Source organism: Chitinophaga sp. SVR4-12A, from assembly GCF_056754765.1.
Map to the genome: position 1 here is coordinate 586,244 of NZ_JBPGWP010000002.1, position 12,246 is coordinate 598,489.

The 12,246-nt window shown below is 50.2% G+C and carries 9 protein-coding genes; 7 read left to right on the forward strand and 2 right to left on the reverse strand.

All coding sequences use genetic code 11. From position 1 onward, the window contains the following. The first annotated feature begins 55 nt into the window (after nt 1-55). The 4 genes from ACR9Y8_RS28750 to ACR9Y8_RS28765 all read left to right on the forward strand — a co-directional run bounded on the left by ACR9Y8_RS28750 (nt 56) and on the right by ACR9Y8_RS28765 (nt 3,855). Nucleotides 56-1,576, forward strand: coding sequence for a sulfatase family protein (locus ACR9Y8_RS28750; RefSeq protein WP_481216752.1), 1,521 nt, complete (start codon nt 56-58; stop codon nt 1,574-1,576). 62 nt (nt 1,577-1,638) lie between these two features. Next, complete coding sequence (locus ACR9Y8_RS28755) at nt 1,639-2,466, forward strand: hypothetical protein (protein WP_481216753.1); 828 nt, start codon at nt 1,639-1,641, stop codon at nt 2,464-2,466. A 4-nt stretch (nt 2,467-2,470) separates the two neighbouring features. Beyond that, complete coding sequence (locus ACR9Y8_RS28760) at nt 2,471-3,454, forward strand: hypothetical protein (RefSeq protein WP_481216754.1); 984 nt, start codon at nt 2,471-2,473, stop codon at nt 3,452-3,454. Nucleotides 3,455-3,471: 17 nt separating this feature from the next. Then, on the forward strand, nt 3,472-3,855 hold the full coding sequence (locus tag ACR9Y8_RS28765; protein ID WP_481216755.1) for a hypothetical protein: 384 nt from the start codon (nt 3,472-3,474) through the stop codon (nt 3,853-3,855). A gap of 5 nt (nt 3,856-3,860) precedes the next feature. Here the strand turns inward: ACR9Y8_RS28765 and ACR9Y8_RS28770 are convergent, their stop codons facing one another. Beyond that, nucleotides 3,861-4,886 (reverse strand): LacI family DNA-binding transcriptional regulator, encoded by a 1,026-nt coding sequence (locus tag ACR9Y8_RS28770; protein ID WP_481216756.1) that lies wholly within the window; start codon nt 4,884-4,886, stop codon nt 3,861-3,863. A 198-nt stretch (nt 4,887-5,084) separates the two neighbouring features. On the opposite strand from ACR9Y8_RS28770, the gene xylA reads away from it, so the two are divergent. Together xylA and ACR9Y8_RS28780 are read left to right on the forward strand one after the other, a co-directional pair. Then, a complete protein-coding gene (gene xylA / locus ACR9Y8_RS28775) occupies nt 5,085-6,416 on the forward strand; it encodes a xylose isomerase (protein ID WP_481216757.1) in 1,332 nt (443 codons plus the stop codon). A gap of 336 nt (nt 6,417-6,752) precedes the next feature. Next, on the forward strand, nt 6,753-7,826 hold the full coding sequence (locus tag ACR9Y8_RS28780; RefSeq protein ID WP_481216758.1) for a hypothetical protein: 1,074 nt from the start codon (nt 6,753-6,755) through the stop codon (nt 7,824-7,826). A 99-nt stretch (nt 7,827-7,925) separates the two neighbouring features. Here ACR9Y8_RS28780 and ACR9Y8_RS28785 read toward each other — a convergent pair whose 3' ends face one another. Further along, complete coding sequence (locus ACR9Y8_RS28785; RefSeq protein ID WP_481216759.1) at nt 7,926-9,674, reverse strand: ATP-binding response regulator; 1,749 nt, start codon at nt 9,672-9,674, stop codon at nt 7,926-7,928. 521 nt (nt 9,675-10,195) lie between these two features. Here ACR9Y8_RS28785 and ACR9Y8_RS28790 point away from each other — a divergent pair. Then, on the forward strand, nt 10,196-12,100 hold the full coding sequence (locus ACR9Y8_RS28790) for an SPFH domain-containing protein (RefSeq protein ID WP_481216760.1): 1,905 nt from the start codon (nt 10,196-10,198) through the stop codon (nt 12,098-12,100). Nucleotides 12,101-12,246: the final 146 nt, after the last annotated feature.

A 12,246-nucleotide genomic window follows, 5' to 3' on the forward strand; every position in this document is an offset into this window, starting at 1 on the left:
AAATTACAAATATATCCAAAGGTAGGATAATTACGATTTAGTATATTTAAGGACTATGAGAATACCCCTGTTGTCACTGGTCAGCTTGTTGGCCATGCTATGCAGCCTTACTGCGAAGGCACAGCAAAGCCATCCCAATATCGTGTTCATTTATACAGATGATGTGGGCTATGCCGATGTTAGCTGCTATGGGGCTACAAAGATTAAAACACCACATATAGATCGCCTGGCTGCTACAGGCGCCCGTTTTACAAACGCGCATGCCAGCTCAGCCACCTGTACACCCTCCCGCTATTCTTTCCTGACCGGCGAGTATGCCTGGCGGCGCAAAGGCACCGGCATCGCCCCGGGCAACGCCTCCCTGATCATTGACACCGCCCGTATTACCGTGCCCTCTTTGTTGAAAAAAGCAGGTTACACCACGGGCGTAGTGGGTAAATGGCACCTTGGCCTGGGCGGTCCTGAAGGACCTGACTGGAACGGGGAGATCAGGCCGGGGCCTCCCGAACTGGGTTTCGATGAATCATTTATTATCCCGGCTACCCTCGACCGGGTGCCCTGCGTATATGTGGAGAACAGGCGGGTACTGCGCCTGGACCCCGCGGATCCTATCGTGGTTAACTATGAACAGCCCACCGGCAACTGGCCCACCGGCCGCGAACACCCGGAGTTGTTAAGGGTACCATCCTCCCATGGGCATGACAATACGATCATCAACGGCATTGGCCGTATCGGGTATATGACAGGCGGTCGCTCCGCCCTGTGGACCGACCAGGACATCGCTGATACGCTGACGGCAAGAGCAGAAAGCTTCATTGCCGCCCACCGCGATCAGCCTTTCTTCCTGTATTTCGCAACGGCAGATATCCATGTGCCCCGCGACCCTCACCCACGCTTCGCCGGTAAAAGCGGCATGGGCCCAAGAGGCGACGCCATCCTGCAGCTGGACTGGTGTGTAGGCCGGATCCTGGCTACGCTGGACAGCCTGCAGCTGACCAATAATACCATCGTTATTTTCAGCAGTGATAATGGCCCTGTGCTGGACGACGGCTACCAGGACCATGCCGTGGAGCAACAGCAGGGCCATATGCCCGCAGGTCCCTTCAGCGGCGGCAAATACAGCGCTTTTGAAGGCGGTACCCGCGTACCTTTTCTCCTCAGCTGGCCGGGTACGGTAAAACCGCGTGTATCCGGGGCCCTGCTAAGCCAGGTAGACCTGCTGGCTTCTTTTGCTGCATTAACCGGGCAGCAACTGAAAACAGCAGATGCACCGGATAGTTTTGACATGTTGGCGGTGCTACTGGGAAAAAGCGAAGAAGGACGGGAGCACCTGGTAGAACAAGGGGCCAGTCTTTCGCTGGTTGCCGGCCACTGGAAATATATCGCCCCTTCAAAAGGACCGGCTGTGCTGGCCAATGTGCATATTGCATCGGGCCATAATGAACTGCCGCAGCTCTATAACCTGGAAAAAGATCTCGCAGAAAAAAATAACCTCGCCGCCCGCCACCCGGAAATAGTGAAAACAATGGCGGCGCGCCTGGATGCGCTGCAGGAAAAGGGCAGGAGCAGGGAATAAGGGCATATTTTATCTTTCAGGTAAATAGTCGTAACTTTTGCCATCGCGTAACCCCATGAGCCATGAAAAAGGTCACCCCAACTAGCTGGCTGCTGGTTTCCCTGGTAGGATTTATCCTGTTCATACTTGTATTTGCAGGGATCATTACCTACAGTAAACAGATCACTATTTCCACGCCGGTCTATTTTTTCCTGGTAGTTATACTGGCCCTGATCGCCACCGCTTTTCTGGCTGGCGCCATGCGCTCTGTTGCCAGGTATAGCGGCACTTTTCAGAACCGTACCTTATACATTGCCGGTCCCGCGCTGATCTTCATGATCATCCTCTATATCGCCTATAAGTACCGCCCGGAAAATAAGGCAGGCGGCCCGCTCTCACTATCCGTACTGTTTATCGGTCCCAAAGGCGAGGCAGTACCGGTGAGCGGGGGAACGGTGTATGTGCGCATCGGGCAATACGCTGGCACAGATGAGATCAGCAAGAGAGGCACCGCTACATTCACCGGGATCAATGCTGATTACAAGGGACAAGCGATCGATATCAGCGGAGATATTCAGGGCTTTCAGCTGGATACCGCCGGCGCCACCTACCGCCTCAGTGATTCCCAGGAATACACCAATCTCACCGTTCGCCTGAAACGCTCGTCGCCCCGCACAGTGGTACGCGGAAAAGTCATGCTCCCCGAACGCAGGGGCATCCCGTCCGCCCGCGTGATATTCCAGGGTGTAGACAGTGTGTTCACTACAGACAGCCTGGGTAATTTTTCTGCTGTACTGCCGCTGAAACCGGGATCAGAAACCCGCGTGATCGTTACCAAAGGGCCGCAGGAGATCTATAACAGCCTGCGCACAGTATCTGACAATGATTTTTTAAGCATCGTGGCTAATTGAATGTATGCGTACCGCTTTCGTCATACTATTATTGCAGATCATCGCCCTGGGCGCCTTCAGCCAGACGGTCCGCTATAAGTTCCGGATCAGGTACGAGGATTACCGCCCGCTGGCGAATGCCTCCTTTTCCATCAATGGGCAATCGCTCTATACGGATAACAGGGGAATTATAGATCTCAGCATCCCCGGCCGCCTTAGTTATGCGTTTGTGGAGTCAGGAAATAATAAAGCATACGCCATCAAATACCCGGTAGACGGGCGTGCAGTGCTGCCCAAAGATTCCATGGATTTTGTAGATATCTTCATCAGTCAGCCCAGTAGTTCACTCCTCACCGGCAGCGACATGGCCAAAATATCCACCGCTGTCAGTAAAAGCATAAACACAGCAGATGCTGCGCTGATGAAAAAGCTGGAAGAACAAAACAGGCGCATCTATGATTCGCTGATCGTTCTTTTCAGGGCGAATGTGCTCGACGATGCGCGCCTGGCCAACGGCCGGCTGGAATTCTTTCCGCTGATCTCCCAAACCCTGAATCACTATCTCAACGAAGCGCGCGACCTGAACGATGCTTTCTCCGCATTGGGCAATGCCCTGAATAACCGCGGCGCTTATGACCAGCTCTCCACCGCTATTTATAATTATACCAGCATCTACGAATTTCTCAATGCCAATAAAAGCACTTACGAACAGGCCATCTATACGTACTGGAACAGCAAGGAGCTCTCCCTGAAGTTCTCTTCACTGATAGATTTCACCCTGGACGAAATTCATAAATCATATATACTCGACATCAACTTTTCCTTTATCGACAGGATCTACGCGTTCGTGAATGAGAAAGACCGGAAAAGGAAACAGGACATGCAGGCGCAGCTGGAAAAGGATATCGCCGAACGCTACGCAGTGATTGGAAGACGCCTGACCATATTGGGCGAACGCATATCAGCATACATCACCTTGTTAAACAACAACAATAAGGTAACGGATTAACCTCAAAACATATTATCATGAAAACAAGCCCGTTTTTTCTCCGGAAAAAGTATTTCATACCATGGCTATTCCTGGCAGTTGCCTGCGGGGGAGAAGGACTTTCAGGTATTTTCATTCCCAACATAGGTAACGACTGGACCAGCTCCAGGAACAGTTTGTTCGTCATTACACCGAAAGATACCGGGGTGAATGAATCAGACTTTACCGGCAATGAGTCAGACGATACCAGCTTTGCCAACTTCAAGGGGCATTTCAAGAATTATGACGTGAACTTCACTTTTGATGACGGCAGAGATGCCGGTGTAAAATACTCCGGCCAGTTTGTGAAAAACTCTAAGCCTTTACAGATGAGGGTAACAGGCACAAACGGCGTATCGTTAACGATCACCAAGAATAACTGACGGCATCACCGCTTCCTGGCAGATGATCCCCGCACGATCAGCACGGGGTCCAGTACCAGCTTATCCGCCGGCATCTGTTCCTCCTCCTGTTTATGCCTGATCATTTTCAGGAATAAGCGCGCTGCTTCCTGTCCCATTTTCACGGTCTGCTGATCGATAGTAGACAAGCCCGGGCTTACCAGCGCGCCAAATGATTCATTGGCAAAGCCGATCACGCCCGTTTCCTTTGGCACCTTCACCTTGTATTCCTGCAGCTGCTGGATCACACCCATAGCAGTATAATCTTCCAGCGCAAACACCGCGTCAAAGGGAATATCCTTTTCCCGCAGCATCCGGATGCAGGAGCGCCCGAATTCCAGGGAGAATTCGCCCTTCAGGATCAGCTCCTTACGTACCGGTATCTGGTACCGCTTCAGCGCATCTTTATACCCTCTCAGGCGCTCCTTAAAGAGCGGCAGGCCCCTGGTGGCGGTAATATGTACGATCCGCTCATAGCCCTGCTGTATCAGGTGCTCTGTGGCAATAAAACCTCCCTTGTAATCATCGATGGTCACAGAGGGCGTCTCCAGCGCCGCTACATCACGGTCAAAAAAGATCAGCGGGATATTACGCTTTTTGATCTCCTCATAATGCCCGTACTGGTCCGTTTCCAGGGATACGGAACAGATAATGCCATCCACGTGCGACTGCAGGAAAGTGTCAATACCTTTCTTTTCCTGCTTCATTAATTCGTTGGACTGGTAGAGCAATATACTGTAGCCGTTCTCATTCATCACCTTCTCTATACCATGCACCACAGAGCTGAAGAAGCTCACGTCCAGGCTGGGTACGATCACACCAATAATATGCGTATTACCAGAGCGCAGCGAAGAAGCCAGCTTGTTCTGATGGTAATTCAGCTTTTCGGCCGTCTTGCGCACCGCCGCTTTGGTGGCCTCGCTGATGGCCGGATGGTCCCGCAGCGCCCGCGCTACAGTAGAAAATGTAATGTTCAGTTCCCTGGCTATATCGTGGATCGTTGTTCTCTTCATACTACATTTAACATACAATTTTAGTGATCCATTTTTGTTTTTTCATGTTTTCTTTTATTTTTATGCCAACGTTGGCATAAAATGTAGCTTTTAGCTGCTGGCTTTTAGCATTTAGCTATTAAAATGAACTACCAGCTAAGCTAATAGCTAAATGCTAAAAGCCAGCAGCTGTTTTTTAACTGATACAACCAATCTTCTATGGCAAAAATTGTCACTGGCAGTAAAGAATTCTTTAAAGGTATAGGGGAGATCCGTTATGAAGGACCTTCCACAGACAATCCGCTGGCATATCGCTGGTATGACGAGAACAAAGTAGTAGCCGGAAAGACCATGAAAGAGCACCTGCGTTTTGCAGTGGCCTACTGGCACTCTTTCTGCGGAACAGGCGCCGATCCTTTTGGCGGGCCTACCCACATTTTCCCCTGGGATGAAAAGTCTGATCCTGTTGAAAGGGCGAAAGACAAAATGGACGCAGCTTTTGAGTTCATTACCAAGCTGGGGATGCCTTACTACTGTTTCCACGACGTAGACGTAGTGGACTATGGCAATGACATTGCCGAGAATGACAAAAGATTACAGGCGCTGGTAGACTATGCAAAGTCTAAACAGGCCGACAGTGGTGTGAAGCTCTTATGGGGCACCGCCAACCTGTTCTCTCACCGCCGTTATATGAATGGCGCTGCTACCAACCCTGATTTCCAGGTGCTCTCTCACGCAGCAGCACAGGTGAAGGCAGCGCTGGACGCTACCATCGCGCTGGGCGGCGAGAACTACGTGTTCTGGGGCGGTCGTGAAGGCTATATGAGCCTGCTCAATACCGATATGAAGCGCGAACAGGAGCACCTGGCCAGGTTCCTGCAAACAGCAAGGGATTATGCCCGTAAGCAGGGCTTTAAAGGCACCTTCTTTATCGAGCCTAAACCCTGTGAGCCTACCAAACACCAGTATGATTATGATGCGGCTACCGTGATCGGCTTCCTCCGTCAGTACGACCTGCTGAATGATTTCAAGCTGAACCTGGAAGTGAACCACGCCACCCTGGCTGGTCACACCTTCCAGCACGAACTGCAGGTAGCTGCAGACGCAGGCCTGTTGGGCTCTATCGACGCCAACAGGGGTGATCAGCAGAATGGCTGGGATACCGACCAGTTCCCGAACAATATCAACGAAGTAACGGAATACATGCTGATCATCCTCGAAGCCGGCGGTTTCGCAGGCGGCGGTATCAACTTCGACGCCAAGATCCGCAGGAACTCTACTGATCCCGCAGATCTCTTCCATGCACACATCGGTGGCGTAGACACCTTTGCCCGTGCACTGGTGGTGGCAGATAAAGTACTGCAATCTTCTGATTACAGGAAGATCCGCAAAGACCGCTACGCGTCTTACGACAGTGGTAAAGGCCAGGAGTTTGAAGCAGGTAAATTATCACTGGAAGATCTGCGCGCGTATGCGATCGCCCAGGGCGAGCCGGCAGCTACCAGCGGACGGCAGGAATACCTCGAGAATCTCATCAACAGACATATTTAATTATAACACACAAAAAACAATCAGGGCCTGGCTGCGTAAGCAGTCAGGCTTTTCTTTTGCCGGAAACCGGTTACAATAAAATTTTTTTTGCCGGATAGCCCCTTCGGAAGCGAAAAAGTGTCCTTACTGTATATTTATTCAAAGGGGACATGACCCTCTCTTGTCGGGGAAATAGCTGTACTGGTTTTATTCGTACATGTAAGGTGACATGACCCTATATGTCAAAAACCGCCTATACCATAAAATGAATGCGCAAAATCTGCAACTGACACCGAATTAAAAGAATCGACATGCACTAGTCTTCTACCGCTTTCAGTAACTGTAAACCTGGATCAAATGTCCACCCGTCCATTTCGCTCACTCCGGCTGCACAGGAGCAAAACAGGTCTGATCATAAGCAGTTTCCTGCTTAGCATCGCCGCGGTATGGATCTTATACTTGGCTTCAGATAAGATCAATCACCGGCCTAACGGCTTTATACGGCTGATTCCACCGCATATGGCCACGCCGGAGAAGATACTGGACATCAAATACAATTCATACTACATCGCAGGCGCTTCTCCTACGCAGATCTACCTGGGAAATGCCGTTGCCGCCACCTATGTGCTCAAAATGAATTATTCATTGTCAGATACAGGGCATATGCGGCTGGAACCGGCCGCCGGAACAACGCTGTCAGGACCTGCAACAGTGATGATAGATTCTCCCCACATCTATATGACAGAAGGCACACAGGGTGCTATCCTGCATGCCTTCCTGGGAGATCCCGTTCTGCACCCGCTGCCGGAAGGGCGCCGGCAATTCTATAATGCAAGACCGGTATCAACCGCTTCCTTTATTCTCCGCCTGTACGATAGTGCACATCACCAGAACGTACTGGCCAAACGTACACTGGATACTGCCTTCCAGCAGCCCCGCATACCTGTGCTCGAAAAACAGGTAGACGGCGTGTTCTGTACGGATGGAACGCTACATTACGATCCTAATACAGCAAAATTGGTGTACGTGTATTATTACCGTAACCAGTTTGTTTGCCTTGACACTAACCTGAATATCCAATATAAAGGTCGTACAATCGACACCGTGAGCCATGCCCATATCAAAGTAGCCTCCCTGGCAGCTGAAGGCAAAAGCACCCTCGCTTCTCCCTCAGGAGTAGTGAACCGCTTAAGCTGTATAGATGGGAAATGGATCTACGTCAATTCAAAACTGATGGCGAACAATGAAAAGAAAACGGAGTTCGACAAGCTGTCGGTGATTGATGTGTATTCGCTCAGGGATGGAGCTTATCATTTCAGCTTCTATCTTCCCAGCCTGGGCGACAAGAAGCTACGGGCATTCCGTGTGTTTGACAAAACATTGGTGGCCTTATACGATCATTACGTATACACGTTCAGGCTAAATTTTTAGATCCAGGATGTAAAAAGAATGGATCTAGCTGGAGTAGCAAATAAGGAGCCGGATCTTTATCCGGCTCCGTTTTTATGATCGATAGATGAGTAAGTAGCGCTAGTCAGATAATCCTGTATTCACTTCATCAATATGCGGCAGGTACAGGCGGATCTCTTTGAATAAGAGATGCGGGTCGATAGGCTTTAGCAGGATGGCGGCAGCGCCTGCAGCAATTAGGGCTTTCTCATGTTCATGTGCGCCCGTACAGATCAGCACAGGGATATCCCTGAACAAGGGATTCTTTTTCAGGAGCAGCAATGTTTGCTCTCCATCCAGGTCCGGCATCTGGTGATCCATTATGATCAGCTCCGGCAGCTGTTTGGCTTTTTCCAGGTATTGCAATGCTTCCCTTCCGCTGGAAGTACAGATAGCGTTGCATCCGTACATGGTCAGGTATTGAGAGAACAGCATGTTGTTCATGCTATTGTCATCTGCCAGCAGCACGTGGATGCTGCTCAGGTCAATGTCTGCTTCTGTTACTTCTTCTTCAATATCAGCAGCACGGCCTTCCCGTAAAGGCAAGGATACTGTAAAAGTGGTAAGCCCGTTCCTGCTGTGCAGTTTTAGCCGCCCTCCCAGGCTGTCTACTTTGTTCCTGGTGATATAAAGGCCTAAGCCGCTTCCCTCCGTATATTTGCTTCGTTTGTCGGTAGTGTACATTTCAAACAGGATAGCCTGCCGTTCCACGGGAATGTCTGGGCATTGATTGCTGAAGGCAACGCTGAACATGCCGGCGCTCCTGGTGATCTGGATATGAATAACAGTGTTCCGGTCTGCATATTTGATCGAATTGCCCAGTAAATTGGTAACGATCATAGTGAGCTTTAATGCATCCGTCACAATAATGTCCGGCATGCCGTCGGCTATTTTTAATTCCAGCTTGAGCCCCCTGGATCGTGCACTTACTTTGTGCAGGTTCACTATTTTTTTGATCAGTGAACGGAGCGAAAAAGTATCTTCATCGGCTTTGTCTGCATTTCCTGATTCTATCTGCGCTATATCCAGCACATTATTGAGGATGTTGCGCATATTATGCTGCGCGGTGAGCTGCTGGTCAATATAGGGCTCCAGCTTCTTCATGTTCTCGTCCAGTTTGATTTCCCTTTTGATCAGCTGCGAGATCAGCGACATGGCATTCAGCTGGTTCCTGATCTCATGGGATATTTTCCGGTATACAAAGGTCTTCAGGCGGTTCGCCAAAGCTTTGTTCTCCTTGGCGTAATGCACCACTACCAGTACGTCAAATAACAGGAAGAAGGGGATAGCCGTCCATCGCAGCAGGAACTGTGTTTGTACGCTCATAGTAAGCGGCCGGAACACCTGGAAGTAGTAGTTAAGCTCCAGCAACAGCATGGTCAGCAGGGTAGCGCTGACGCTGATGAATTGCTGGCTTGGCTTGGGATATACCAGGAAGCAGCTGCCGCAGAGGCATACTACTATGAGCGACACATTGATCTGCGGCCCTAGTAAAATACCGAAATACAATGCGCTGGCGCAATGTACAAGCGTTACGGCTATGCAGGCCAGCCGGTATTGCCTTTCCTTATTCATCAGCATCACACCGCAAAATAACGCGCAGGCCGCCAATGCAGGCAGCTGTACCTTCCACAGCTCTCCAAAAAGATAAAAGAGATTGCCGGTTACAAACGCTATAACAGCGCTGATCAGGCTGATGGCGTTTACGATAATGACCCTTTTGGCTGCTTCTTCAGGCAAGCCGCTTGTTCCTGTAAGGATAAAAGGCTTGTAAAGTGGAGTAAGGCCTTTTTTGACCCTGGTGAATAAAGAGGAAAAAGTTCCGGTCATGGTTTTACGAAATGAATAGTTCAAGGCATTCATAAGGATAAATAATGGGGCGGTTATTTGAGTGTAGGACCTTATCACATTAGATGAACTTCGTTCTTATCAGTGCTCATCGCTCAGTATTGCTTAATAAAGGCTGTATAATATATGCTTACTGGTGTTGAGGTCCCTGTTGTATCTGTGCTTTTCTTTGTATCGCTTCCTTATCTAAACTGATCCGAAATTACACATTTTCCCTATACCGTCAAATTGTAAATTACCGCCGCTACGATTTATTTGCGCAGATCAAAAAAAAGTATAAACTTTGTGCCTATAATTCTTACCTCATCATGGAAACAGACTGTCATTCGGTCAACTTGGTAAAAGCGTTTGTTGCATCCCGTTTTAATACTTCACCACCTGAAATAATATAAACAACAGGAGAAGATAATTATCAGTATTACCTGCTATGGATCATTATGCTTCATAGACAGCGGTCTGACACCATTTATCCCTTAACGTTTTCACACTTATACACTACAATTATGCAAAACACTGAAGTCCTCAGATGGGTATTACTCATCGGTATCCCTTTACTATGCCTGCTTTTTTACAGGTTCATCCTGCGCATCTTCTTTGGCGTTGTGATCGTGCCCGAAGACCGCATCGGTCTCGTTACCAAAAAATTTGTGCTCATTGGTAAGCAGGAGCTCCCCGAAGGCCGCATCATTGCGCTCAACGGCGAAGCCGGTTTCCAGGCGCAGACACTGGCGCCGGGTGTATACTTCTGGAAATGGATCTGGCAGTACTCCATCACTTTCCAGCCCTTTACCGTTATCCCTACAGGCAAGATCGGCCTCGTGTTGGCTAAAGACGGCGGCGAGCTGGAAACAGGCGCTATCCTGGCCCGTAAAGTGCCCTGCGACGTATTCCAGGATGCAAAGGCCTTCCTCCAGAATGGCGGCCGTAAAGGCCGTCAGACAGCCATTATCACTCCCGGCTCTTACCGTATCAATACCTTCCTCTTCGAAATTGAGATCACTGATATGGTGAGCATCCCCGAGAATGCAGTAGGTATCGTTACCACACTCGAAGGTAAGGCCATTGAAGAAGGACAGATCGCCGGTAAAGTGATCCTCGGGCACAACAAGTTCCAGGATGTAGACACCTTCCTGCAGAATGGCGGCTACAAAGGCTTACAGGAGCAGGTGATGCTGGCCGGTTCCTACTTCCTGAACCCCTGGTTTGCGAGAGTGGAGCTGGTGAAGATGACCGAGATCGCCATCGGTCATGTAGGCGTGGTCATCTCTTACGTGGGATTGGATGGAGTAGATCTCAGCGGCGTTGAGTTCAAGCATGGCAACATCGTGGCGAGAGGCAGCAAAGGTGTATGGGCAGATCCTTTAGGACCTGGTAAATACCCTATTAATCCCTATATCATGAAAATTGAGATGGTGCCTACTACCAACCTGGTGCTTAACTGGGCCTCCGCGCGCAGTGAGGCGCACATGCTGGACAAGAACCTCTCTACCATCACCGTGAGGAGTAAAGATGGTTTTACCTTTAACCTCGACGTGGCGCAGATCATTCACATTCCTACCAACGAAGCGCCTAAAGTGATTGCCCGCTTCGGTAACATGAGCAACCTGGTAACACAGGTGCTGGAGCCTACCATCGGTAACTACTTCCGTAACTCTGCCCAGGATGCAGACGCTATCGACTTCCTGAAGAGCCGTAAAGAAAGGCAGGAATCCGCCAGAAGCCATATCGGCCATGTCCTGGAACAGTACAACGTATTCGGTGTAGATACACTGATAGGAGACATTGTGCCGCCCGATAGCCTCATGAAAACACTGACAGACCGTAAGCTGGCGGAAGAGCAGAAAGTAACCTATGAAACACAGATGAAGGCGCAGGAAACCCGTCAGGCCCTCGAGAAAGAAACAGCTATCGCAGAAATGCAGAAAGAGATCGTAAAAGCAGACCAGGGCGTATTGATCGCTGAAAGGATCGCAGACGCCTCTGTGAAGAAAGCCACCGGTGACGCCAACAGCGTACGCTTACAGGCCAACGCAGAAGCAGATCGCCTGAAGCTGCTGGCCGGCGGTGAAGCCGAGAAGGTACGCCTCCTCGCAAAAGCCGAAGCAGAACGTACAGAATGGACCGCCAAAGCGGAAGCCGAAAAGATCTCCCTTACCGGTAACGCCGAGGCGGAAAAGATCCTGGCCATCGGTAAATCCAGCGCCGAAGCTTATCGTCTTGCCGTAGAAGCCATGGGTGGCGACAACTTCACGCAACTGAAAGTAATGGAATCTATCGGCGCGCAAAAAGTACGCATCATGCCGGATGTCCTCATCGGCGGCAACGATGGCGCTGCCGGTCCGATAGGCGGCCTCCTGGGCCTTCAGCTTTTGGAACAGGTGCAAAAGAAGAAACTGGATAATGAGTAGCCGGGTTCAATTGTGTAGCAGGTAACTAGCTTCAGTCGCGTCCTCTCCTCCGTCATTGCGAGCCCCGCAGACGGCACCAGGGACTCCCTTCCCGTCATTGCGAGGAGCCCAGGGCCCTGCGGGAGGGCGCGACGAAGCAATCTTTT

Excerpts from the sequence above, each read along its gene's own strand:
- ACR9Y8_RS28770 (WP_481216756.1), bottom strand. The coding sequence starts at position 4,886 with ATGAAGAGAACAACGATCCACGATATAGCCAGGGAACTGAACATTACA.
- ACR9Y8_RS28755 (WP_481216753.1), top strand. The coding sequence starts at position 1,639 with ATGAAAAAGGTCACCCCAACTAGCTGGCTGCTGGTTTCCCTGGTAGGA.
- ACR9Y8_RS28765 (WP_481216755.1), top strand. The coding sequence starts at position 3,472 with ATGAAAACAAGCCCGTTTTTTCTCCGGAAAAAGTATTTCATACCATGG.
- ACR9Y8_RS28780 (WP_481216758.1), top strand. The coding sequence starts at position 6,753 with ATGTCCACCCGTCCATTTCGCTCACTCCGGCTGCACAGGAGCAAAACA.
- ACR9Y8_RS28750 (WP_481216752.1), top strand. The coding sequence starts at position 56 with ATGAGAATACCCCTGTTGTCACTGGTCAGCTTGTTGGCCATGCTATGC.
- ACR9Y8_RS28760 (WP_481216754.1), top strand. The coding sequence starts at position 2,471 with ATGCGTACCGCTTTCGTCATACTATTATTGCAGATCATCGCCCTGGGC.
- ACR9Y8_RS28785 (WP_481216759.1), bottom strand. The coding sequence starts at position 9,674 with ATGACCGGAACTTTTTCCTCTTTATTCACCAGGGTCAAAAAAGGCCTT.
- ACR9Y8_RS28790 (WP_481216760.1), top strand. The coding sequence starts at position 10,196 with ATGCAAAACACTGAAGTCCTCAGATGGGTATTACTCATCGGTATCCCT.
- xylA (WP_481216757.1), top strand. The coding sequence starts at position 5,085 with ATGGCAAAAATTGTCACTGGCAGTAAAGAATTCTTTAAAGGTATAGGG.